The following is a 22,002-nucleotide window of genomic DNA, read 5'->3' as shown; positions in this document are numbered from 1 at the left end:
GCGGGCTTGTGGTGCTTCTTGACCGGGGCAATCTTGTGGAAGCTCATGGTGTTCTCCTTCGTTCTGTCGTCCGCGCCGTTCGCTTTCGACATGGAAAACATTACGTGGTCCGCGAGCCGAAGAAAGCCATTTTCACTTAGACCTCGATGAATTGCGGCTGAGATCAATTTTCAGGAGCAACGTGGAACCAAACACCCCCTCACACAGGTTTTATAAAACAGAACGGGCCCGGTGCACGCGGGTGCGCGCACCGGGCCCGAGGGCTGGTGTGGGGTGACTACTGCACGATCGTGATCCGGTCGGTGGCCGGAGGCGCGATCGGGCTCGTGGCCGAGGAGTTGGCCGTCAGGTAGTCCGCCAGGGCGGACAGGTCGTCGGTGCCGACGACGTCGCCGGTGCCCTGGCCGAGGGTGGTGAAGCCGTCGCCGCCGCCCGCGAGGAAGGAGTTGGTGGCGACGCGGTAGGTGGCCGCCGGGTCGATGGCGGTGCCGTTCAGCTTCACGGAGTCGGTGACGACGCGGTCCGCGCCCGTCTTCGTCAGGTCCAGGGTGTAGGTGAGGCCCTTGGAGGGCTGGAGGATCTTCGGGGCTGCGGCGTTGCCCCCGCTCACCTGCTCCTTGAGGGCCTGGATGACCTGGGCCCCGGTGAAGTCCTGGAGGTTGACGGTGTTGGCGAACGGCTGGACCGTGAAGCCCTCGGCGTAGGTCACCACGCCGTCGCCCTCGCTCCCCTTGGCCGCGTACGTCAGCCCGGCCCGCACCCCGCCCGGGTTCATCAGCGCCAGGTCGGTCTCCGGGTCCAGCTTCTTGCCGTACGCCAGTTGCGCGTCGGCGATCAGGTCGCCCATCGGGGACTCGGTGCCGGTGCTGTTGACGTCGGCGGAGATGTAGCCGATGGCGCGGTTGCCGATCGGGGCGGCGAGGGTGTTCCACTTGCCGATCAGCGCGGTCAGGTCGGGCGCCTTGGCGACGTCCCGGGTGACCACGTGGTTGGCCGACCGTACGGCCGTACGCACGATGTCGCCGGTGCGGCGGTCGTAGGTGAGGGTGGTGTCCGTGTACAGGCGGCCGAAGGAGGCCGCCGAGGTGACCATGCGGGGCCGGCCGGACGGGTCGTCGATCGTGCAGACGTACGCGGTGTGGGTGTGGCCGGTGACGAGCGCGTCCACGGCGGGGGTGACGTTCTTCGCGATGTCGACGATCGGCCCGGAGACGCCGCTGCCGGCGCCCGAGGAGTCGCAGTCGTAGTTGTAGTTGGCGGAGGCCGGGAAGCCGCCCTCGTGCACCAGCGCCACGATCGACTGGACACCCTGGCGCTGGAGCACCTTGGCGTACTTGTTGATCGTCTCGACCTCGTCCTTGAAGGCCAGCCCCTTGACGCCGTCGGCGGAGACGATGTCGGGCGTGCCCTCCAGGGTGACGCCGATGAAGCCGATCTTGACGTCCTTCTTCTTCCAGACCCAGTACGGCTTCAGGATCGGCTTGCCGGTCTTCTCGTCGAGGACGTTGGCGGCCAGGTAGGGGAAGTCGGCGCCCTTGAACTTCTTGTCGGTGTAACAGCCGTCGGTGGGGTGGCAGCCGCCGTTCTGCAGGCGCGCGAGTTCCCTGGCGCCCTCGTCGAACTCGTGGTTGCCGACCGTCGTCACGTCCAGGTCGAGCTTGTTGAGCGCCTCGATGGTGGGCTCGTCGTGGAAGAGCCCGGAGATCAGCGGGGAGGCGCCGACCATGTCACCGCCGGCGGCCGTGACCGAGTACGGGTTGCCCTCGCGGGCCTGGCGCAGGTGGGTCGCGAGGTACTCGACACCGCCCGCGTCGATCGTCTTGGTCGTCCCGTCGGCCTGGGTTTCGGTGACCCGGCCGGAGGAGCCGGCCGGCGGCTCCAGGTTGCCGTGCAGGTCGTTGAAGGAGAGGAGCTGGACGTCCTGGTAGCGGCTGGGGCCGTGGTGCCCGTGCCCCTTGCCGGTGTGCGCGTCGGCGGGCAGCGCGCTCGCCAGCGCGGCGGCGGTGGCGAGCGCGGCGGCGGACGCGAGCAGAGCGTACGTACGGCGTCTGGACGGTCTGGACTTCGCTTGCATGGAACCCCCCTGTGGGTCTGCTGAGAAGTGGCCCGGTCCGGCGCAGCCTAGGATCAACGCGCGTAGCGCAACAGGGGGTTCATGGTTACATCCTGGTTGCCTTTTGCCCCGCCCTTTACCTTCGCCCTTGCCCCCACTTTGTCCGTCCGGCCCCGTACCCTCGTACGCATGACCAGCGACGACACCGCACGGCCGCCCATGTACTCCCGCTCCATCGACACCTACTCCGCGCTCACCCCGGACCAGGCCGAGGCCGTGCTGGGACTGCTGGCGGAGGCGGCCCGGGCCGACGGCCAGCAGCCGGTGTCCGAGCAGGGCCGGATCCAGATCCGCGGCGGCGCCCGCGAGGGCGTCTCCCATCTGCTGCTCAGCGTCGGCGACGAACTCGTGGGCTACGCCCAGCTGGAGGACACCGACCCGGTGGAGGCCCCGGCCGCGGAACTCGTCGTCCACCCCGCCCACCGGGGCCACGGCCACGGCCGCGCGCTCGGCTCCGCCCTCCTCGCGGCCTCCGGCAAGCGGCTGCGCGTGTGGGCCCACGGCGGCCACTCGGCGGCCCGCCACCTCGCCCAGGTCCTCGGCCTCACCCTGTTCCGCGAACTGCGCCAGATGCGCCGCCCGTTGACGGACCTGGACCTGCCCGACCCGAAGCTGCCCGAGGGCGTGACGGTCCGTGCCTTCGTGCCCGGCCAGGACGACACGGCCTGGCTCGCCGTGAACGCGGCCGCCTTCGCCCACCACCCCGAACAGGGCTCGCTCACCCAGCGCGACCTGGACGACCGCAAGTCCCAGCCCTGGTTCGACCCGGCCGGGTTCTTCCTCGCCGAGCGCTCGGGCGAACTCGTCGGCTTCCACTGGACGAAGGTCCACGACCAGGACGGCCTGGGCGAGGTCTACGTCCTCGGCGTCTCCCCCGCCGCCCAGGGCGGCGGCCTCGGCAAGTCCCTCACCACCATCGGCCTGCGCCACCTGTCCGACCGGGGCCTGCCGACGGCGATGCTCTACGTCGACGCCGACAACACGGCGGCGGTGGCGGTGTACGAACGCCTCGGCTTCACGACCCACGAGACGGACCTGATGTACCGCACGGAGACGTGAGAACGGTCAGCCCTCCCCGCAGTCGTCCGGGCCCTTCGGCGCGTTCACGCCGAGCAGGTGGGCCGCCTGCGCCGCCGTCGTCCGGGGCGATGTCAGCTGGGGCCAGTGGGCCTTCACCCGGGCGGTGATCGTGTCGTGCGGGGCGTCGAGCAGCTCCCGTACGACCTCGGTGGCCTGGGCCGAGACGCCCATGCTGCCGCCGTCCGGGGTGAGGACCGCGGCCGGGCCGGTGAGGCTGTCGTCGATGCGGAGCCGGCGGAAGGTGTCCGTCGGGGTGGGGTCGTCGGCGAGGGCCAGCCACATCGTCGTGACCGCCCGGGCGTCGCACATGTCGATGGACGCCATCTCGTTGCCCGCCACCAGGACCCTGGCGACGCCGACCGCGAACTCGGGGACCCGGTTGCCGCCCCACTGGGTGCCGACCGTGACCGTGCCCCTGGTCGAACTGGTCGGCAGGGTGGCGTCCGTGGTCAGGTCGGTGATCTCCTGGATGCGCTGGCGGACGATGAGACGGCTGGTCACCGCGTCGCCGCCCGCCTCGGCCCGCACCCGGCGCACCACTCCCGCCCAGTCGGCCGCCCAGCCCGTCCAGTCCGGGTAGGCGCAGTACCGGGATCCGTCGCGCTCCACACACGTCTGGAACTTCCCCGGGCGGTCCGCCTCCGCCTTCCGGGTGGCCTGGAGCGAGGCCGACGTGCCCGGGGTCTGGCCGTTCACGCCGGCGACCGTCGCGGCCAGGGCCACGGCCGTCACCACCTGGAGCGCCCGCGTCCGGCCGCCCGCCACCAGTACCGCGACGCTCGCCGCCAGCACCGTCAGCCCCGCCAGGTACAGCGCGTGCCAGCCCGCCGGGCGGCCCAGCAGCTCGCCCGGGACCGGGGTGCCGCCGTTCTCCTGCACCGTCGGCCAGAGCCACTGGACACCGTGCGCGCCGCCCGTGACGCCGCCGAGGAGGGTGACGACGACCGCCAGGGCGATCACGAACAGCACCGGGGCCGCCGCGTACGGCAGCACACGGGCCAGCAGGACACCGACCGCCCCGGAGAGCAGCACCGTCAGCGGGGCGACGGCGAGTTCGGCGAGCGAGCCGTGGCCGGCCGCGCCCGGCCGCAGCGCCGCCCAGCCGAACTGGACGCCCACCACCAGGGCCACGCCGACGGCGAACGGCACCACCGACAGGGCGTGCGCCAGCGTGCGCCGCGGCGGCGACATGACCAGCACCGAGAGCTGCTCCTCCAGCCCGCGCCGCCGGTTCAGCAGGGCGGCCCGGTGCACGCACGCCAGCAGGGCGACGCAGAGCAGCATGGGACCGCCCTGGGTGGCCCGGTCGGCGTCGTGGAGGACCGGGTACGCGTCCATGCCCTCGTCCCGGCCGAGCAACTGGTACCCGACGTAGACGAGATAGACCAGGCCGAGTACCACCACCGGTATCTGCAGGGCGAGTTGGCGGGCCTCGAAGGCCGCGAGGGTCAGCACGGACGCGGCACGGCGGCCGGGACCGCCCGCTACCGGCACGGCCGGCTTCACCAGGGTCGTCGTCATGCCGCCGCCACCTTTGTGGTCTCGTCGTCGAGGACCAGCAGGTAGCCGTCCTCCAGGGTCGGTTCGAGCAGGTCGGCGCCGGCCGGCGGGTCGCCCACGTTGCGGTAGGTGCCGCTGCCGGTGCGCCAGCCCGCCCGGGCGCCCGCGGCGCGTTCGGTACTGCTCCACACCCGGCCCGCCGCCCGTGCCGTCAGCTCGGCGGGGGTGCCGTCGAAGCGGACCCGGCCGCCCGCCAGGACGATCACGTGGTGGCAGAGCATCGCCACGTCCTCGGTCTGGTGGGTGGAGAGCAGCACCGTGCGGCCCTCGCCCGCCTCCGCGACCAACTCCCGGAACCGCATCCGCTGTTCGGGGTCGAGGTGGACGGTCGGCTCGTCCAGGACCAGGAAGCCGGGGTCGCCGACGAGGGCCGCGGCCAGCGCGACCCGCTGGCGCATGCCGCCGGACAGCCGCCTGATGCGCGCGCCGCGTACGTCGGCGAGCCCGACCTGGTCCAGGACGCGCCGCACCTCGCGGTGGCGCTCGGCCCGGCTGGTCAGCTCCTTGAGGACGGCCACGTAGTCGACGAACTCGAAGGCCGTGAAGTCGGGGTGGAAACCGGGGGTCTGCGGAAGGTAGCCGAGCGTGCGGCGGACGGCGAGGCGCCCGGCCGGGGTCGACGGGTCCTCGCCACGGACCGTGAAGCCGCCGCTGTCCGGCGGTACGGCCGTGGCCAGGACCTTCAGCAGGGTCGTCTTCCCGGCGCCGTTCGGGCCCAGCAGGCCCGTCACGCCGTCCGTCAGACGCAGTGAGACGCCGTCCAGGGCCCGGGTGCCGCCGTAGCGCACGGTGAGGCCTGCGGCGGAGACAGTGGTGTGCACGTGAGACTCCAGATCAGTAGGGCTTGGCGTCGAAGCGGTCCCGCGCCCGGTGCAGCAGGAAGATCGCCAGCGCGGCCAGGGCCGCGGCCACCGACTGGCCCGCCGACGTGAACGCGGCCGGCGTGGCCGTGGGGTGCCGCGCGGCCACCACCATCAGCAGCGTCCAGGCGCCGCCGACCAGGCCGGGGCCGAGCAGCGGGCCCAGCCGCGCGGAGAGCGCAAGACCGGCCGCGGTGAGCGCGAGGGCGGGCAGCAGCCAGCCGAAGGCGAGCAGGCCGTACCCCGGAAGGGCCAGCGCGGCAAGGCAGTTGAGGCCGAGCGAGGCGGCCAGCGCGGCCACCGTGCGGATCATCAGCAGCCGGAAGCCGTGCGTCGGGGCTACCGCGGCGATCTCGTACGTCGGGTCGAGCGTCGGGCCGTACGACAGCGCCACCGCGGCCAGCGGAAGGAGCGGGGCCAGCGCCAGGAACAGGGCCGGGGCGTCCACCAGGCGCACCACGGTGACCGTCGCCGCCAGCACGAAGGCGACCGACGCCAGCCAGGAGCGGCGCAGCACCGGGGTCGCGGTGAGCAGCCGTGCGGTGTGCTCACCGACGCCCAGCCTCATCAGCAGCCGTTCGCCCCATGCCGGCCGGGGCGCGTCCAGTTCGGCGTCCAGGCGGTCCCAGCCGGCGTCCAGCGCGACCGGGTCGAAGACCCCCGCGAGCACCGCCCGGCACTCGGCGCAGGAGCCGACGTGGGTGTCGGCCGACCACAGCAGCGGCGCCGCCAACTCGCCGCGCGCGTAGGCCCGCAGCTCTTCCTCAGACACATGCCAGGTCATGCCAACTCCTCCCGCAACTGCTTGCGCGCCCGCATCGCCCGTGTCTTGACCGTCCCCGGCGGAATGCCGAGCAGGACCGCCGCCTCCCGGGTGGTCAGCCCGTCGATCACCGTCGCCTGGAGTACCGCCCGCAGCTCCGGCGAGAGCCGGACCAGGGCCCCGGCGAGGTCCCCGTGCTCCACCCCCGCGAGCACGCGTTCCTCCGCCGAGGCCTCGTCCCGGTGCCGCAGCCGCGCCAGCGCCTGCCGCAGCCGGCCCCGGGCCCCGTCCCCGCGCAGCACGTCGACCAGCCGCCGCGACCCGATCCGCCACAGCCACCCGGCGGCGTCGCCCTCCTCGTGGTAGCGGGCCGTACCGCGCCACACCGCGAGGAACGTCTCCTGTACGACGTCGTCGACGACCGCCGGATCGGCGCACCGGCCGCGCAGCCGCGCGGTCAGCCACGGCGCGTACCGCCGGTACAGCTCCTCGAAGGCGCGCCGGTCCGAGTCCGCCGCGATCGCCCGCAGCAGCTCCCCGTCGCTTCTCGTTCCGCTCACGTCTCCTCATCGCACGAGCCCGGCCGATCGGTTCACGGGCTCCGGGACCGTTCCGGAAATCTTCCGGGATTGACTTTCGGCCCACCCTTGCACCACCCTTTCACTACTCAATTAGTGAAAGGGTGGTTGTACGGGTGGTCGAGTACCGCATCGACCGGCGCTCCGGCGTCGCCACCTACGTCCAGATCGTCCAGCAGACCAAGCAGGCACTCCGGCTCGGCCACATACAGCCGGGAGACAAACTGCCCACCGCGCGTGAGGTGGTCGAGGCCACGGCCATCAACCCCAACACGGTGCTCAAGGCCTACCGGGAGCTGGAGCGGGAGGGCCTGGTCGAGGCACGGCGCGGCCTCGGCACGTTCGTGAAACGCGCCCTGGGCACCGCCCCGGCCGAGTCCCCGCTGCACGGGGAGCTGGACGACTGGGCCGTCCGCGCCCGGGAGTCCGGCATGGACCGGGACGACGTGGCCGCACTCTTCACCGCCGTACTGGAGAAGCACTTCCAAGGAGAGAGTTCATGACCGACACCGCGATAGCGGCCACCGCACTCGGCAAGCGGTTCGGCCGGCGCGGGGGCTGGGCGCTGCGCGACTGCGGCTTCCGGCTCCCGGCCGGCCGCGTCTGTGCCGTCGTAGGCCCCAACGGCGCGGGCAAGTCCACGCTCCTCGCCCTCGCCGCCGGTCTGCTGGGCCCGACCGAGGGCGAGCTGACCGTCCTCGGCACCACCCCGGCCGAGGCGCGCAGCCGGGTCGGTTACGTCGCCCAGGACAAGCCGCTGTATCCGCAGCTCACGGTCGGCGAGACGCTCCGGATGGGCGCCGACCTCAACCCGGGGCGCTGGGACGCGGCCACCGCCGAGCACATCGTGGCCGGCGGCGACCTGGACCCGAAGTCCCGGGTCCGCGCCCTCTCCGGCGGCCAGCGCACCCGGGTCGCGCTCGCCCTCGCACTCGGCAAGCGGCCCGAACTGCTGCTCCTGGACGAGCCGATGGCCGACCTCGACCCGCTGGCCCGGCACGAACTGATGGGCCTGCTCATGGTGGAGGCCGCCCAGCACGGCACCACCATCGCGATGTCCTCGCACGTGGTCGCCGAGTTGGAGGACTCCTGCGACCATCTGCTGCTGATCGGCGGCGGCCGGGTCCGGCTGGCCGGCGAGATCGACGACCTGCTGGCCGCCCACACCCGGGTCGGCGCCGGCGCCGACGCCGACCTCGCCCCGCACACCGTGGTGGAGTCCCGGACCACCGGCCGCCAGCTGAGCGCCATGATCCGCCCGGCGGGCCCGCTGCCCGCCGACTGGCGCACCGACTCCCCCTCCCTGGAGGAGCTGGTCCTCGCCCATCTCCGCAACCCCGAGGCCCCGGCCCTGACCGCGGTGGAGGCTGCCGTATGACCACCCTGACCGCACCCGCGCCGGCCGCCCGCACCCGGGCCCACCTCACCCGCTGGCTGCTGCGCCTGCACCGCCCCGCGCTGTACGTCTGGGCGGGCCTGGTGCTCGCCGCCGCCGTCCTGCTCCTCCTCCTGCACGGCCCCATGACCGACGCCGCGGCCGACGCCTGGCGCCAGTACCACGGCTGCCCGGAGTGGCCGAAGCCGTGTTCGTACGACCAGAACGCGATCCTGCGCTACAAGGACTGGTACAACTACGCCACCCTGGTCATGGCCGCGGTGCCCCTCCTGGTGGCCGCCTGGGCGGGCGGCGCGGTCGGCAAGGAGCTGGAGTCCGGCACCGCCCGGCTGGCCTGGACCCAGTCCAGCACCCCCGTGCGCTGGCTGACCGTCCGCCTCGCGGTCCCGGCCGCCGCCGTCGCCGCCGGGACCGGACTGCTGGTCTGGCTGCACCACCTGGCCTGGGCCGCGGGCAAGGGCCGTATCGACACCGCCAAGCAGTGGTACGACATCTGGACCTTCCACGCCAACGGCCCCACCCTCGTCGCCCTGGCCCTGTGCGGCCTGACGGCGGGCGCGCTGACGGGCCTGCGGTCCCGCCGCACCCTGCCCGCCCTGGGCCTCGGCCTGCTCCTCACCGGCGCGATCTGGACCGTCACCCAGCTGCTCCTGCCCCGCATGTGGCCGACGCGGACCAGCACCGGAGAGGCCTACTTCGCCCTCCCCAACAGCTCCTGGACGGTGTGGGAGAGCAAGAGCGGCACAGTCCCCTCCGGCGACTACCACCCGGCCTCGCACTACTGGCCGCTCCAGCTGACCACCACCGCCCTGCTCCTCGCCGTGGCGGCCCTGCTGACCCTGGGCTGCTACCTGGCGCTGCGCCGCCTGACCGGAAAGACGACCGCCTGATGACCGCCCTGTCCGCCGCCCCCGCCCCCGGTCCCGCCGCCGCCCAGCGCTCCCTGCGCCGGCTGCACCGCCCGGCCCTGCTCGTCTGGACCGCGTTCGGGCTGCTGGTGACGGGCTGGCTGCTCTGGCTGCACTTCTCCGAGCTGCCCGCAGAGCGGGCCTGCCTCGGCTTTCACCACTCCGCCGACGGCAACCTCCCCACCTGCGTCTACTCGGCGTTCACAGACGCCAACAACATCTTCAACTTCCTCGGCGAGGCCCTCAGCTACTCCGCCGTCGCCGTCGCCGCCTGGGCGGGCGCCGCGCTGATCGGCCGGGAGCTGGAGTCCGGCACCGCCAAGCTGGCCTGGACCCAGTCGGTCTCCCCGGCCCGCTGGCTGGCCGGCAAGCTGATCGTGGCCGCCGTACCGCTGCTCGCCGGGGGCGGGCTGCTGGCGCTGTTCTTCGGCTGGGTGTGGACCTCCGACCAGGACGACCTGGTCACCAACTGGACCTGGGACCGCGTCTTCATCCCGCGCGGCCCGCTGCTGCCGGCCCTGCTGCTGCTCGGCCTCGCGGTCGGCGCGCTGGCCGGGATCGCCCTGCGCCGCACCCTGCCCGCGCTGGCCGTGGCCGCCGCCGTGACCCTGGTGATCAGGCTGTATCTGCGCGCGGCATGGCTGCCGCTGCACGGTCCGCTGCACGGCTTCTGGGCCGTCCACCTCACGGCCACCGCCATGGTGCTCGCCGCTGCCGCGGCGGCCGTCGTCGGCGCGTTCTCCCTCTTGCGCCACCGGACCCGCTGAGGGACCGTCGGACCCGTGCGTCCCCCCGTCGGCGGAAGGACGTACGGGATCCGCGGGAAGGTCGTACAGGAACGTCGCTTTCGTGATCCCGGAGGGCACCGCAGCCTGATCTTCGACGTCCGCGAGCCTCCCGCAGCTATCCCATACGCCATGTCTTCGTAACCATTGGTTCAGGCTGGCTTGCGACGCTCAACCAATGAAGCCCGCCGTGCCAGAGCCTTCGCCGCCCCCGCAGGGGTTCGCGGGAAACGGGGTCGTTCAGCTCCCGACCGCACGCTCCGACGCGCCTGTCACACCCCGGGCGCGGAAGAATGGGGTCATGAGTCAGCAGAACGCCCAGGCAGCCGAGGTTCAGCACGCCCAGCCCTCCGTGGGCTCCATCGCCGCACACCGCCCGCACACCGTGGCAGCCGCGGTCTCCGACCTCGAACCCGACATCGATGCCGACCTCGACGCGTACGAGGAGTCACCGTACGACGGGCCCCAACTGCCCCAGGGCCGCTTCCTCGACCGGGAACGCAGCTGGCTCGCGTTCAACGAGCGGGTGCTCGAACTCGCCGAGGACCCGAACACGCCGCTGCTGGAGCGGGCGAACTTCCTGGCGATCTTCGCCAGCAACCTGGACGAGTTCTTCATGGTCCGGGTGGCAGGACTGAAGCGCCGGATAGCGACGGGCGTGGCCACCCGGTCCGCCTCCGGGCTGCAGCCCCGCGAGGTGCTGGAGATGATCTGGGCCCGCTCCCGTGAGCTGATGGCCCGGCACGCCGCCTGCTACCACGAGGACATCGCCCCCGCGCTCGCGGAGGAGGGCATCCACCTGGTCCGCTGGGCCGAGCTGACCGAGAAGGAGCAGGCGCGGCTCTTCACGCTCTTCCGGCACCAGATCTTCCCGGTCCTCACCCCGCTGGCGGTCGACCCCGCGCACCCCTTCCCGTACATCTCCGGCCTCTCCCTGAACCTGGCCGTGGTGGTACGCAACCCGGTCAGCGGCCACAAGCACTTCGCCCGGGTCAAGGTGCCGCCGTCGCTGTCCCGCTTCCTGGAGAGCAGCCCGGGCCGGTACGTCCCCATCGAGGACGTCATCGGCGCCCACCTGGAGGAGCTGTTCCCGGGCATGGAGGTCGTGGAGCACCACGCCTTCCGCCTCACCCGGAACGAGGACCTGGAGGTCGAGGAGGACGACGCCGAGAACCTGCTCCAGGCCCTGGAGAAGGAGCTCATGCGGCGCCGCTTCGGACCGCCGGTGCGCCTGGAGGTCGAGGAGTCCATCGACCGCGAGGTCCTCGACCTGCTGGTCCGCGAGCTGAAGGTCTCCGAGGCCGAGGTCTACCCGCTGCCCGGCCCGCTCGACCTGACCGGCCTGTTCCGCATCCACGGTCTGGACCGGCCGGAGCTGAAGTACCGCAAGTTCATCGCGGGCACCCACCGCGATCTCGCCGAGGTCGAGTCGGCGTCCGCGCCCGACATCTTCGCGGCCCTGCGCGAGCGGGACGTCCTGCTGCACCACCCGTACGACAGCTTCTCCACCTCCGTGCAGGCCTTCATCGAGCAGGCCGCCGAGGACCCGGACGTCCTCGCCATCAAGCAGACCCTGTACCGGACCTCCGGCGACTCCCCGATCGTCAACGCGCTCGTCGACGCCGCCGAGGCGGGCAAGCAGGTCCTCGTCCTGGTCGAGATCAAGGCCCGCTTCGACGAGCACGCCAACATCAAGTGGGCCAAGCGCCTGGAGGAGGCCGGCTGCCACGTCGTCTACGGCCTGGTGGGCCTGAAGACGCACTGCAAGCTGTCCCTGGTGGTCCGCCAGGAGGGCGAGACGCTCCGCCGCTACAGCCATGTCGGCACCGGCAACTACCACCCGAAGACGGCACGGCTCTACGAGGACCTCGGCCTGCTCACCGCCGACACCCAGGTCGGCGCGGACCTGTCCGACCTGTTCAACCGGCTCTCCGGCTACTCGCGCCGGGAGACCTACCGCCGCCTGCTGGTGGCACCCAAGTCGCTGCGCGACGGACTGATCGCGCGGATCAACAAGGAAGTACAGCACCACCGGGCCGGCCGTCCCGCGTTCATCCGCATCAAGGTCAACTCGATGGTCGACGAGGCGATCATCGACGCCCTGTACCGCGCGTCCATGGCGGGCGTAGCGGTCGACATCTGGGTCCGCGGCATCTGCGCGATCCGGCCAGGCGTCCCGGGCCTGTCGGAGAACGTCAGGGTCCGCTCGATCCTCGGCCGCTTCCTGGAACACTCCCGGGTCTTCGCCTTCGGCAACGGCGGCGAGCCCGAGGTGTGGATAGGCAGCGCCGACATGATGCACCGCAACCTCGACCGCCGGATAGAGGCCTTGGTCCGGGTCACCGACCCGGCCCACCGGGCCGCGCTCACCCGGCTCTTCGAAACCGGTATGTCCGACTCCACCTCCTCCTGGCACCTGAGTGCGGACGGCGAGTGGACCCGGCACGCGACCGACGCGGACGGACAGCCCCTGCGCAACATCCAGGAGATGCTCATAGACGCCCGGAGGCGCCGGCGTGGCACAGCAACACCTTGAACCGACGGACCCGACGGCCCGGGTGGTGACCGGGGACGCCCTCGCGGGCTACCTGCGCGCCCAGGCCACCGAGTTCCTCCGCGCGCTGCGCCTGCACCGGGAGACCGGGACGGCGAGCGCGGCGGAGGAGTCCGTCGACGCGGCCCGCGCGCTGCGCCGCTCGGCCCGGCGCATCAGCGGCAGCCTGCACACCTTCCGGCCGCTCCTCGAGGCCGACTGGTCGGAGGAGATCCGCCCCGAACTGGCCTGGCTGTCGGGCACGTTGGGGCTTGAGCACGCATACGAGGCACGACTGGAGCGCCTGTTGCTGGCACTCCACCGGCTCTCCGGCTCGACGACCCTGCCGAGCCAGGCCACTTCGGAGACCGCGGTCGAGCGCGGCAACCTCACCGTCGGCGCCGCCAAGGCGGGCGCCCTGCTCGACCGCCAGCTCACCCTCGCCCGTACCAGGGCCCACTCCACGGCCCTCCAGGCGCTCGGCTCCTCCCGCTTCCACGCGGTCGCCGACAAGGTCGCGGTACTGGCCAGCGAGGTCCCGCTCACCCCCGCGGCGTCCTCGGCCGACCTGCGCCCGTTCGCCTCGGCGGCCGAGGAACGCCTCACCGACGCCATCGCGGCCCTCCCCCTGGTCACCGCCGGCCACCCCTACAACGCGGAGGCCCTGGTCCACGGCCTGTCCCCGGACCCGGCCCCACACCCCCAGGACGGCCCCTGGCACCAGGTCCGCCTCCTCCTGCGCCTGCACCGCTACGCCCGCGAGGTGCTGTGCGGCAAGGGCGCGCCCGTGGACGTACGGCTGTTCTCGGCGGGCCAGGCCCTGAACCGGCACCGCGACGCCTCCGAAGCGGCCGCGGCCGCCGCGGCCGCGGCCCGCACCCCGCGCATCGCGCCGGCCACCGCCTACGCCCTCGGCGTCCTCCACGCCGACCAGCGGCACGAGGTGGAGGCGGCCCGGTTCGCGTTCCAGCAGGCGTGGCAGAAGCAGCGGCTGGAGGCGGTGTGAACGACACCCCGGTCCTGGCGGCCGGCTGCGTCCTGTGGCGCCGCTCACCGGTCGACGGCGACCTGGAGGTCTGCCTCGTCCACCGCCCCAAGTACGACGACTGGTCCCACCCGAAGGGCAAGCTCAAGCGCGGCGAGGACGCGGTCACGGGCGCGCTGCGCGAGGTCGCGGAGGAGACCGGCTACACCGCACACGTCGGCAGCGAGCTCTCCACCGCCCTCTACTACGCCAACGGCCGCCCCAAGCAGGTCCGTTACTGGGCGGGAGAAGCGGGAGAGGGCCGCTTCACCCCGAACCACGAGGTGGACAGAATCCTCTGGCTCCGCCCACCGGAGGCCCGGCAACGGCTCACCCAGCCGAGAGACGCCGAGCTGGTGGACGAACTCCTGGCCTCGCTGCATCGCGCCCCGTAAGGGGGGTTCTTCCGAAGAGGCGCGAGGCTACGGCGCTCCGCAGGGGCGCGAGGAACCACGCGACCAGTCCCACCGGCCCGCAGTCACCGTACGACTGCCGCTCACCCCTCGGCTCTGTGCCCTTTGCCATCGGTCCGCGCAAGACTTCTCGCCCTGCGCGCCGGCCCCCGCCACCCACACGTACACCGCGCGTAACAGAACGGCCCGTGCTCGACCAGCCTCGTATCGTGCTCCTGCCCTGGCGCGCCCAGCCCGGAACCGTTCTTTTCCGCCACTCCGACAACGTTACCCACGCTCGGTAAACGGCCGGTATGCGTGACGGCCCCACCCACCCCTCGTTAAGCGGAACGACAGGGGGCCCGTGACGGACGTACCGGCTGGGGGTAGGCAGGCGATGGATCGGCGGCAGCACAGGCGCGCTGGAAAGACGGCCGTCACCGTAGGGCTCATGGTCGGCCTCGGCGCATGCGCGACCGGCTGCGGCGGCGCCGCCGCGGAGGGCACGGGCGGCGACCCCGGCGGCACCCCGGTCGCCGTCCTGAAGCGTGCGGCGGACACCCTGCGCACGGCAGCCACCTCCAGAGCGACGACGTCGATGGAGATGGCGACCGGCGGCACCCGGGTCACCATCCGCGGCAAGGGCCGCTACGACTACCGCAACCAGCTCGGCGAACTCACGGTCGTGCTCCCGCAGGACCCCGCCGGCACCCCCGAGCATCGCCCGATCACCGAACTCCTCGCCCCGGGCGCGCTGTTCATGAAGAACCGGGGCGCCGGGGTGCCCGCCGACAAATGGGTCCGCGTGGAGAGCGCGAGCCTCTCCGACGGCAATCTGGTCACCGGCGGCGCGACCGATCCGTTCGCCGCGGCCGAGTTGCTCCTCGGCACCCGCACGGCGACCTACCTGGGCAGGACCGAGGTCGCCGGGGCCGAGGTCCGGCACTACCGGGGCACCGCCGACCTCGCGGCCGCCGCCCGCGCCGCCTCCGCCGGCAACCGGCCGGCCCTCGCCGCCGCGGCGAAAGGGTTCGCCACGGCCGAGGTTCCGTTCGACGCGTACCTCGACGACCAGGGCCGTATCCGCAAACTGCGGCAGCGGTTCAGCTTCGTCAACGACAGCAGCAAGGGCACGGTCGCGGTCGCCTCGACGACCCTGCTGTACGACTTCGGCACGCCGGTGGACGTGAAATTGCCACGTTCCCGGGACATCTACGCGGGCCGGATCGCCGAAAACCAGCCAGCGCACTAGTCCGGGATCGGCTCTGTACAACCTGTGAACTAGCCCGTCCGTGCCATGCGCGTTGTGTAGACCGCTCCCTACTCTAGGAAGTCGGTGACGGCAGAGAAGAGGTGATGCACGTGGCTCCGGTCGGCGGTACGGCAGTTCAGGACCACGTGGCCCTCGCCGAGATCGAGCTGTGCGGAGAACTGATCATCGCGGCGTCGGCCGCCGAGGAACGGCTCAGCCTGGAGAGCATCGACGAGGTGCTGCGCGTGGCCGAGGAGCGCGGGGAGGGCTGACTTCGGCCAGGTCCGCAGGTCAGGTCCGCGGCTTCGGGTCCGCCGGTTCGGGTCCGCGGCTCAGGCCCGCCGGTTCAGGTCCGCCGGTTCGGGTCCGCGGCTCAGGCCCGCCGGTTCAGGTCCGCCGGTTCGGGTTCGCGGCTCAGGCCCGCCGGTTCAGGTCCGCCGGTTCAGGTCCGCAGCAGCCGGGCGATGGCCTGGGTGGCCTCTTCCACCTTCGCGTCGATCTCCGCACCACCCTTGACCGCAGCGTCGGCGACGCAGTGCCGCAGGTGTTCCTCCAGCAGCTGCAGGGCGAACGACTGCAGGGCCTTGGTGGAGGCGGAGACCTGGGTGAGTATGTCGATGCAGTAGGTGTCCTCGTCGACCATGCGCTGCAGGCCACGGATCTGGCCCTCGATCCGGCGCAGCCGTTTGAGGTGTTCGTCCTTCTGCTTGTGGTAGCCGTGCGTGGTCGCCGGAGCCCCGTTCCCGGAGGGCTTGGTGGCGCCGGCCTCGGTGGTCGTCATCGCGTCCTCCGCATTGCCGATACATATACCCCTGGTGGGTATATGGTAACGAACTTTGCTGGGTATAGGGCCCTCGGGACGCCCCCGTACTGATCACCTCGGCCGATGGGCGACACTGGAGGGCGGCCCATTAGCCGTGGCCGGATGATGCGCTTAGCATCAGCCTGACCGAAACCCATGCATACCGAGGACCCCAAGTGCGCTTTCGTCTGACCCCCAGGGAGACGAGCTTCTATGACATGTTCGCCGCGTCCGCGGACAACATCGTCACGGGCTCGAAACTCCTGATGGAACTGCTCGGGGCGGACCCGTCCGCCCGGGCCGAGATCGCGGAGCGTATGCGGGCAGCGGAACACGCGGGTGACGACGCCACGCACGCGATCTTCCACCAGCTGAACTCCTCGTTCATCACGCCCTTCGACCGCGAGGACATCTACAACCTCGCGTCGTCCCTCGACGACATCATGGACTTCATGGAGGAGGCCGTCGACCTGGTCGTCCTCTACAACGTGGAGGAACTGCCGAAGGGTGTCGAGCAGCAGATCGAGGTACTGGCGCGGGCCGCCGACCTGACCGCCGAGGCGATGCCCAACCTGCGCACGATGGACAACCTCACCGAGTACTGGATCGAGGTCAACCGGCTGGAGAACCAGGCCGACCAGATCCACCGCAAGCTTCTCGCGCACCTCTTCAACGGCAAGTACGAGGCGATCGAGGTGCTGAAGCTGAAGCAGATCGTGGACGTCCTGGAAGAGGCGGCGGACGCGTTCGAGCACGTGGCGAACACGGTGGAGACCATCGCCGTCAAGGAGTCCTGAGGCGTCGATGGACACCTTTGCACTCGTCGTGACCATCCTGGTCGCGCTCTTCTTCACGTACACGAACGGCTTCCACGACTCGGCGAACGCGATCGCGACGTCCGTGTCGACGCGTGCGCTCACCCCGCGGGCGGCGCTCGCCATGGCCGCGGTGATGAACATGGCCGGCGCGTTCTTCGGCACCGGCGTCGCCAAGACCGTCAGCGAGGGCCTGATCGAGACGCCCGAGGGCTCCAGGGGCATGGGCATCCTCTTCGCCGCGCTGGTCGGCGCGATCGTCTGGAACCTCGTCACCTGGTACTTCGGTCTGCCCTCCTCCTCCTCGCACGCCCTGTTCGGCGGTCTGGTGGGCGCTGCCCTGGCGGGCGGCACGGCGGTCCTCTGGAACGGCGTCGTCGACAAGGTCATCATCCCGATGTTCCTGTCGCCGGTCGTCGGCCTGATCCTCGGCTACCTGGTCATGACGGCCATCATGTGGATCTTCCGCCGCGCCAACCCGCACAAGGCCAAGCGCGGTTTCCGTATCGCCCAGACCGTCTCCGCGGCCGGCATGGCCCTCGGCCACGGTCTCCAGGACGCCCAGAAGACGATGGGCGTCGTCGTCATGGCACTGGTGATTTCCGGCCATGAGACGTACGGCGACGCGATCCCGGTCTGGGTCAAGATCGCCTGCGCCGTCATGCTCTCCCTCGGCACCTACGCCGGCGGCTGGCGCATCATGCGCACACTGGGCCGCAAGATCATCGAGCTGGACCCCCCGCAGGGCTTCGCGGCCGAGGCGACGGGGGCCTCGATCATGTTCACCACGGCGTACCTCTTCAAGGCGCCGGTCTCCACGACCCACGTCATCACCTCGGCGATCATGGGCGTCGGCGCGACGAAGCGCGTGAACGCGGTCCGCTGGGGCGTGGCCAAGAACATCGTCCTGGGCTGGTTCATCACCATGCCGGCCGCGGCCCTGGTGGCAGCGGCGACGTTCGGCCTCGTGGACCTGGCATTCCTTTAACGGCCGCGCCCACCACCACCGCCTTCACCCTCCGTCCTCGCCTTTCGATGTGATCATGCCGACGGGAAGTCGTGCGCCCCGTGCGGCTCCGGAACGGGACCAGGGAGGCTTCGGTGGGTCTGAGGGCAGGGACGATTCATGTCATGGCCGGCAACGGCCTCGGGGACTTCGTGGCCGCGGCGATGGCGCGGCGGCCGGGCGCGGCGGAGCGGGTGCCGACCGTCGTGCTCGTCGGCGACGAGGGCCGGGCCGTGCGCGGGCCGGCCGGCGGCGCGGAGGGTGTCGTACGCCTCACCCCCGATCTGCTCGGCGCGCTCCCGCAGGACCTGGACTGGGTCCGGGCGGCGTACGCGGCGCCCGTCGAGCTGGTGCTGGTGGATCAGGAGCTGCCGACCCCGGCCGTCCTCGACGTGCTGGCCGCGCTGCGGCGGGAGCTCGGCGACCCGGTCGTCGAGGTGGTGTCCGTCGGCGGACCGTTCCGGTGTTCCTGCGGGTCGGGGGTGCGGTTGCTGCCGCCGGGCCCCGCGGGTGACGCCGTGCAGGCGCTGCTCGCGCCGCTGGGGCACTTCACCGTCTGTCTGGTGGGATCCGGGTCGGCCGACGACTACTGGGCGTTCGTGTCCGCGCTGACCTCGGCCGAGGGGACGAGGGTCGGCGAGGGCGTGGCCCGGGAGTTCGCCACGTGTGTCGTGCACGACTGCTCGGACGTGCTGGCGCTGGTCTGCGCGGGGGCGCTGGGCTTCGAGGGGGACGTGGCGACCTTTCCCGACGGGGAGATCACGCGGGTGGACCGGAGCACGGCCTCGGTGGTCCGGTTCGCGGCCGCGGACGAGCCCCTCGCCCTGGTGCCGCACGAGTGTGCCGACAGGCCTGCGCCCGAGCGGCAGCACCCGGGCGGAACCGGAGGCCGGCCGGGCGCGGTGACCTGGCGACGGCTGGCCCAGACCATGGGTCTGACCGGGCCCCAGGCGGTCCAACAGGCTGTGGACAAGCTGCTCGGCTCGGGCCGGGAGCCGATCGCCTTCCCCGTCCACAGGGTGTGAACACCGACCCGCCGACCCGCACGCGGACGGGCCCGCCCCCGGGAGCCAGGGGCGGGCCCTTTTGCATCCTCGCGGTGGCACCGCCATGCAGCACCGCGAGGGGTCGGTACCGGCTTAGCCGAAGCGGCCGGAGATGTAGTCCTCGGTCGCCTGGACCGACGGGTTGGAGAAGATGCGCTCCGTGTCGTCGATCTCGATCAGCCGGCCGGGCTGGCCGACGGCGGCCAGGTTGAAGAAGGCGGTGCGGTCGGAGACACGCGCGGCCTGCTGCATGTTGTGCGTCACGATGACGATCGTGAAGCGCTCCTTGAGCTCACCGATCAGGTCCTCGATGGCGAGGGTCGAGATCGGGTCGAGGGCGGAGCAGGGCTCGTCCATGAGCAGCACCTTGGGCTCGACCGCGATCGCGCGGGCGATGCACAGACGCTGCTGCTGACCACCGGAGAGGCCGGAGCCCGGCTTGTTCAGGCGGTCCTTGACCTCGTTCCAGAGGTTGGCGCCCTTGAGCGACTTCTCGACGATGTCGTTGAGCTGGTTCTTCTTGTAGTTGCCGTTCAGCCTCAGACCCGCGGCCACGTTGTCGAAGATCGACATGGTGGGGAAGGGGTTCGGACGCTGGAACACCATGCCGATCTCGCGGCGCACCGACACGGGGTCGATACCGGCGCCGTAGAGGTTCTCGTCGTCAAGGAGGACCTTGCCCTCGACGCGGCCGCCGGGGGTGACCTCGTGCATGCGGTTGAGCGTGCGCAGGAACGTCGACTTGCCGCAGCCGGAGGGGCCGATGAACGCCGTGACGGTGCGCGGCTCGATGTTCATCGAGATGTCTTCGATGGCCTTGTGGGAGCCGTAGTAGGCGGTGAGCCCGCTTACGTCGATTCGCTTGGACATTACTTCTTCACTTCCAGGGAGTCGGTCGCTGCAGGCCGGTCAGCGACCGGTCTTCGGGGCCTTCCAGCGGGCGATGCCGCGGGCCACCAGGTTCAGGATCATCACAAAGGCGATCAGCGTGAGCGACGCCGCCCAGGCACGGTCGTACGCGGCGTTGGCACCCGCGCTGTTCGCGTACTGCTGGTAGATGAACAGCGGCAGCGACGACTGCGCACCCTCGAAGGGGTTGTTGTTGATGAACGGGTTACCGAACACCAGCAGCAGCACCGGGGCGGTCTCACCCGCGATACGGGCGATGGCCAGCATGACACCGGTGGTGATACCGCCGATGGAGGTCGGCAGGACCACCTTCAGGATCGTGCGCCACTTCGGCACGCCCAGGGCCAGCGAGGCCTCGCGCAGCTCGTTGGGGACGAGCTTGAGCATCTCCTCGGTGGAGCGGACCACGACCGGCATCATCAGGATGGCCAGGGCCAGGGACCCGGCGAAGCCGAAGGGCTCCATGTCGAAGATCAGCATGAGGCTGAGGATGAACAGACCCGCGACGATCGACGGGATACCCGTCATCACGTCAACGAAGAAGGTGACCGCCTTGGCGAGCCGGCCGCGGCCGTACTCGACGAGGTAGACCGCGGTGAGGATGCCGATCGGGGCACCGATCAGGGTGGCGAGACCGACCTGCTCCAGGGAGCCGATGATCGCGGCGTAGGCGCCACCGCCGGCCTCGGAGTCGGCGACCACACCCATGGAGTGGCTGAGGAAGTAGAAGTCCAGGACCTTCACACCGCGCGAGACGGTCACCCAGATCAGGGAGACCAGCGGGATGACGGCGATGATGAAGGCGACCCAGACCAGCGAGGTCGCGACCCGGTCCTTCGCCTGGCGGCGGCCCTCGACCCGGGCGGCGATGCCGAAGGTGCCGAAGACGTAGAGAAGGGCGGCGATCAGGCCCCACTGGATCTTGCTGTCCAGGCCGCCGACGAGGCCGATGACCACGCCGAGGACGATGGACCCGCCGATGATGGCGTAGGGGGACCACTTGGGGAGGGTGGCGCCTTGCAGGGTGCTGGGGCGCCTGACTTCTGCGGTGCTCATGCGTTGGCCCCCGAGTACTCCGCGCGGCGCTGGATGATGATGCGGGCCGCGCCGTTGACCAGCAGGGTGATGACGAACAGGACCAGGCCGGACGCGATCAGCGCGTCACGGCCGTCCGCGGTCGCCTCGCTGAACTTGCTGGCGATGTTCTGGGCGAAGGTGCCGCCGCCCGGGTTGAGCAGGCTGGCGTGGATGTCGAAGTCCGGGGAGAGCACGGTGGCGACGGCCATCGTCTCGCCGAGCGCGCGGCCGAGGCCGAGCATCGAGGCGGAGATCACGCCGGAGCGGCCGAAGGGCAGCACCGACATGCGGATGACCTCCCAGCGCGTGGCGCCGAGAGCGAGTGCCGCTTCCTCGTGCATCTGCGGGACCTGGCGGAAGACCTCGCGGCTCACGTTGGTGATGATCGGCAGGATCATGATCGCGAGCAGGATGCCGACGGTCAGCATCGAGCGGGGTGCACCGCCGTCCCAGGAGAAGATCCCGGTCCAGCCGAAGTACTTGTCGAGCCAGCCGAACAGGCCGGTCATGTGCGGAACCAGGACCAGCGCGCCCCACAGGCCGTACACGATGGACGGCACCGCGGCGAGCAGGTCGATCACAAAGCCGATGGTGCCGCCGAGCCTGCGCGGCGAGTAGTGCGTGATGAACAGCGCGATCGCGACGGCGATCGGGACGGCGATGGCCATGGCGATGATCGAGGAGACGACCGTGCCGAAGGCCAGGACCGCGATGCCGAAGGTCGGCGGGATGATGTTGGTGTTCCACTCGAAAGTGGTGAGGAAGTTGCCGTGGTCGCGGCCGATCGCGAGGGCGGCACGGTAGGTGAGGAAGACCGCGATCGCGGCCATGATCACCAGCAGCAGGATGCCGGATCCGCGGGAGAGACCGAGGAAGACCCGGTCACCCGCCCGGGTGGCACCGCGGGCGTTGCGCTTCTGCTCGGCCGTGCCGGGCCGTGGCGTGGGGGGAGATGCGTCTGTTGTCTGCGTTGATATGTCCATCGGGTTCTCCGGTCTGCGGAGTCGCCCTGAGGGGCGGCTCGGAGGAGCCGCACACCCCGGCTTGTGGGCGTACGGCTCCGGGCGGCGGTGCACCGGACGGTGCGGCCGGGCTCCTCACGG

The 22,002-nt window shown here is 71.3% G+C and carries 22 protein-coding genes; 13 read left to right on the top strand and 9 right to left on the bottom strand.

The features are described 5' to 3' along the window. Nucleotides 1-277: 277 nt before the first annotated feature. Nucleotides 278-2,074 carry a bifunctional metallophosphatase/5'-nucleotidase gene (locus ABZ642_RS44190; RefSeq protein ID WP_360496690.1) on the bottom strand — a complete coding sequence of 599 codons (1,797 nt, stop codon included), beginning with the start codon at nt 2,072-2,074 and terminating at the stop codon, nt 278-280. 168 nt (nt 2,075-2,242) lie between these two features. Here ABZ642_RS44190 and mshD point away from each other — a divergent pair, with 168 nt between their 5' ends. After that, the gene (mshD, locus tag ABZ642_RS44185; RefSeq protein ID WP_360496687.1) at nt 2,243-3,172 is read left to right on the top strand and encodes a mycothiol synthase; all 930 of its coding nucleotides are present in this window, start codon (nt 2,243-2,245) and stop codon (nt 3,170-3,172) included. Nucleotides 3,173-3,178: 6 nt separating this feature from the next. Here the strand turns inward: mshD and ABZ642_RS44180 are convergent, their stop codons facing one another. Genes ABZ642_RS44180 through ABZ642_RS44165 form a run of 4 tightly spaced genes read right to left on the bottom strand, consistent with a single transcriptional unit; the run spans nt 3,179 to nt 6,936 of the window. Beyond that, entirely contained in the window at nt 3,179-4,714 is a 1,536-nt protein-coding gene (locus ABZ642_RS44180; protein ID WP_360496684.1) for an ABC transporter permease, read from the bottom strand. Next, the gene (locus ABZ642_RS44175; RefSeq protein ID WP_360496681.1) at nt 4,711-5,574 is read right to left on the bottom strand and encodes an ABC transporter ATP-binding protein; all 864 of its coding nucleotides are present in this window, start codon (nt 5,572-5,574) and stop codon (nt 4,711-4,713) included. The genes ABZ642_RS44180 and ABZ642_RS44175 overlap by 4 nt, the downstream gene beginning before the upstream one ends. 13 nt (nt 5,575-5,587) lie before the next feature. Further along, entirely contained in the window at nt 5,588-6,397 is an 810-nt protein-coding gene (locus ABZ642_RS44170; protein ID WP_360496679.1) for a zf-HC2 domain-containing protein, read from the bottom strand. Next, complete coding sequence (locus tag ABZ642_RS44165) at nt 6,394-6,936, bottom strand: RNA polymerase sigma factor (RefSeq protein WP_360496676.1); 543 nt, start codon at nt 6,934-6,936, stop codon at nt 6,394-6,396. Before ABZ642_RS44165 ends, ABZ642_RS44170 begins: the two co-directional genes overlap by 4 nt. A gap of 134 nt (nt 6,937-7,070) precedes the next feature. On the opposite strand from ABZ642_RS44165, the gene ABZ642_RS44160 reads away from it, so the two are divergent. The 9 genes from ABZ642_RS44160 to ABZ642_RS44120 all read left to right on the top strand — a co-directional run bounded on the left by ABZ642_RS44160 (nt 7,071) and on the right by ABZ642_RS44120 (nt 15,516). Beyond that, the gene (locus ABZ642_RS44160; RefSeq protein ID WP_360496673.1) at nt 7,071-7,457 is read left to right on the top strand and encodes a GntR family transcriptional regulator; all 387 of its coding nucleotides are present in this window, start codon (nt 7,071-7,073) and stop codon (nt 7,455-7,457) included. Beyond that, nucleotides 7,454-8,332: an ABC transporter ATP-binding protein gene (locus ABZ642_RS44155; protein ID WP_360496670.1), complete on the top strand. Its 879-nt coding sequence runs from the start codon at nt 7,454-7,456 to the stop codon at nt 8,330-8,332. The genes ABZ642_RS44160 and ABZ642_RS44155 overlap by 4 nt, the downstream gene beginning before the upstream one ends. Beyond that, nucleotides 8,329-9,240, top strand: a complete 912-nt coding sequence (locus tag ABZ642_RS44150; protein ID WP_360496667.1) for an ABC transporter permease — start codon at nt 8,329-8,331, stop codon at nt 9,238-9,240. Before ABZ642_RS44155 ends, ABZ642_RS44150 begins: the two co-directional genes overlap by 4 nt. Next, entirely contained in the window at nt 9,240-10,025 is a 786-nt protein-coding gene (locus ABZ642_RS44145) for a hypothetical protein (protein WP_360496664.1), read from the top strand. Before ABZ642_RS44150 ends, ABZ642_RS44145 begins: the two co-directional genes overlap by 1 nt. Nucleotides 10,026-10,344: 319 nt before the next feature. Next, nucleotides 10,345-12,579, top strand: coding sequence for an RNA degradosome polyphosphate kinase (locus ABZ642_RS44140; RefSeq protein WP_360496661.1), 2,235 nt, complete (start codon nt 10,345-10,347; stop codon nt 12,577-12,579). Next, the gene (locus tag ABZ642_RS44135) at nt 12,560-13,582 is read left to right on the top strand and encodes a CHAD domain-containing protein (RefSeq protein WP_360496658.1); all 1,023 of its coding nucleotides are present in this window, start codon (nt 12,560-12,562) and stop codon (nt 13,580-13,582) included. Before ABZ642_RS44140 ends, ABZ642_RS44135 begins: the two co-directional genes overlap by 20 nt. Then, the gene (locus ABZ642_RS44130) at nt 13,579-13,995 is read left to right on the top strand and encodes an NUDIX hydrolase (protein WP_360496656.1); all 417 of its coding nucleotides are present in this window, start codon (nt 13,579-13,581) and stop codon (nt 13,993-13,995) included. Before ABZ642_RS44135 ends, ABZ642_RS44130 begins: the two co-directional genes overlap by 4 nt. Nucleotides 13,996-14,389: 394 nt before the next feature. Continuing rightward, a complete protein-coding gene (locus tag ABZ642_RS44125) occupies nt 14,390-15,244 on the top strand; it encodes a hypothetical protein (RefSeq protein ID WP_360496653.1) in 855 nt (284 codons plus the stop codon). A 104-nt stretch (nt 15,245-15,348) separates the two neighbouring features. After that, the gene (locus ABZ642_RS44120) at nt 15,349-15,516 is read left to right on the top strand and encodes a hypothetical protein (protein WP_360496650.1); all 168 of its coding nucleotides are present in this window, start codon (nt 15,349-15,351) and stop codon (nt 15,514-15,516) included. A 170-nt stretch (nt 15,517-15,686) separates the two neighbouring features. On the opposite strand, the gene ABZ642_RS44115 is transcribed toward ABZ642_RS44120, so the two are convergent. Next, entirely contained in the window at nt 15,687-16,025 is a 339-nt protein-coding gene (locus tag ABZ642_RS44115) for a metal-sensitive transcriptional regulator (RefSeq protein WP_351747096.1), read from the bottom strand. A gap of 197 nt (nt 16,026-16,222) precedes the next feature. On the opposite strand from ABZ642_RS44115, the gene ABZ642_RS44110 reads away from it, so the two are divergent. The 3 genes from ABZ642_RS44110 to ABZ642_RS44100 all read left to right on the top strand — a co-directional run bounded on the left by ABZ642_RS44110 (nt 16,223) and on the right by ABZ642_RS44100 (nt 18,892). Further along, the gene (locus tag ABZ642_RS44110; RefSeq protein ID WP_360496647.1) at nt 16,223-16,843 is read left to right on the top strand and encodes a DUF47 family protein; all 621 of its coding nucleotides are present in this window, start codon (nt 16,223-16,225) and stop codon (nt 16,841-16,843) included. 7 nt (nt 16,844-16,850) lie between these two features. Further along, nucleotides 16,851-17,849, top strand: coding sequence for an inorganic phosphate transporter (locus ABZ642_RS44105; RefSeq protein ID WP_360496644.1), 999 nt, complete (start codon nt 16,851-16,853; stop codon nt 17,847-17,849). Between the two features lie 143 nt (nt 17,850-17,992). Beyond that, nucleotides 17,993-18,892, top strand: coding sequence for a hypothetical protein (locus ABZ642_RS44100; RefSeq protein WP_360496641.1), 900 nt, complete (start codon nt 17,993-17,995; stop codon nt 18,890-18,892). 114 nt (nt 18,893-19,006) lie between these two features. Here ABZ642_RS44100 and pstB read toward each other — a convergent pair whose 3' ends face one another. From pstB to pstC, 3 genes are read right to left on the bottom strand one after another with little or no spacing between them, the layout of a single operon-like run. Beyond that, entirely contained in the window at nt 19,007-19,783 is a 777-nt protein-coding gene (pstB, locus tag ABZ642_RS44095) for a phosphate ABC transporter ATP-binding protein PstB (protein WP_360496638.1), read from the bottom strand. A 39-nt stretch (nt 19,784-19,822) separates the two neighbouring features. Then, nucleotides 19,823-20,878 (bottom strand): phosphate ABC transporter permease PstA, encoded by a 1,056-nt coding sequence (pstA, locus tag ABZ642_RS44090; RefSeq protein ID WP_360496635.1) that lies wholly within the window; start codon nt 20,876-20,878, stop codon nt 19,823-19,825. Continuing rightward, nucleotides 20,875-21,882: a phosphate ABC transporter permease subunit PstC gene (gene pstC, locus ABZ642_RS44085; RefSeq protein WP_360496632.1), complete on the bottom strand. Its 1,008-nt coding sequence runs from the start codon at nt 21,880-21,882 to the stop codon at nt 20,875-20,877. Before pstC ends, pstA begins: the two co-directional genes overlap by 4 nt. Nucleotides 21,883-22,002: the final 120 nt, after the last annotated feature.

This window comes from Streptomyces sp. NPDC007157, from assembly GCF_040634235.1.
Lineage (GTDB): Bacteria > Actinomycetota > Actinomycetes > Streptomycetales > Streptomycetaceae > Streptomyces.
Note: the sequence above shows the minus strand (reverse complement) of the source record. Positions and strands in the feature narration are given on the sequence as shown.

What these genes read in the sequence shown, in the direction of transcription:
- ABZ642_RS44190 (WP_360496690.1), bottom strand. Translation starts at nt 2,074, where the DNA reads ATGCAAGCGAAGTCCAGACCGTCCAGACGCCGTACGTACGCTCTGCTC.
- mshD (WP_360496687.1), top strand. Translation starts at nt 2,243, where the DNA reads ATGACCAGCGACGACACCGCACGGCCGCCCATGTACTCCCGCTCCATC.
- ABZ642_RS44180 (WP_360496684.1), bottom strand. Translation starts at nt 4,714, where the DNA reads ATGACGACGACCCTGGTGAAGCCGGCCGTGCCGGTAGCGGGCGGTCCC.
- ABZ642_RS44170 (WP_360496679.1), bottom strand. Translation starts at nt 6,397, where the DNA reads ATGACCTGGCATGTGTCTGAGGAAGAGCTGCGGGCCTACGCGCGCGGC.
- ABZ642_RS44155 (WP_360496670.1), top strand. Translation starts at nt 7,454, where the DNA reads ATGACCGACACCGCGATAGCGGCCACCGCACTCGGCAAGCGGTTCGGC.
- ABZ642_RS44150 (WP_360496667.1), top strand. Translation starts at nt 8,329, where the DNA reads ATGACCACCCTGACCGCACCCGCGCCGGCCGCCCGCACCCGGGCCCAC.
- ABZ642_RS44145 (WP_360496664.1), top strand. Translation starts at nt 9,240, where the DNA reads ATGACCGCCCTGTCCGCCGCCCCCGCCCCCGGTCCCGCCGCCGCCCAG.
- ABZ642_RS44140 (WP_360496661.1), top strand. Translation starts at nt 10,345, where the DNA reads ATGAGTCAGCAGAACGCCCAGGCAGCCGAGGTTCAGCACGCCCAGCCC.
- ABZ642_RS44125 (WP_360496653.1), top strand. Translation starts at nt 14,390, where the DNA reads ATGGATCGGCGGCAGCACAGGCGCGCTGGAAAGACGGCCGTCACCGTA.
- ABZ642_RS44120 (WP_360496650.1), top strand. Translation starts at nt 15,349, where the DNA reads ATGCACGTGGCTCCGGTCGGCGGTACGGCAGTTCAGGACCACGTGGCC.
- ABZ642_RS44115 (WP_351747096.1), bottom strand. Translation starts at nt 16,025, where the DNA reads ATGACGACCACCGAGGCCGGCGCCACCAAGCCCTCCGGGAACGGGGCT.
- ABZ642_RS44105 (WP_360496644.1), top strand. Translation starts at nt 16,851, where the DNA reads ATGGACACCTTTGCACTCGTCGTGACCATCCTGGTCGCGCTCTTCTTC.
- ABZ642_RS44100 (WP_360496641.1), top strand. Translation starts at nt 17,993, where the DNA reads ATGGCCGGCAACGGCCTCGGGGACTTCGTGGCCGCGGCGATGGCGCGG.
- pstB (WP_360496638.1), bottom strand. Translation starts at nt 19,783, where the DNA reads ATGTCCAAGCGAATCGACGTAAGCGGGCTCACCGCCTACTACGGCTCC.
- pstA (WP_360496635.1), bottom strand. Translation starts at nt 20,878, where the DNA reads ATGAGCACCGCAGAAGTCAGGCGCCCCAGCACCCTGCAAGGCGCCACC.
- pstC (WP_360496632.1), bottom strand. Translation starts at nt 21,882, where the DNA reads ATGGACATATCAACGCAGACAACAGACGCATCTCCCCCCACGCCACGG.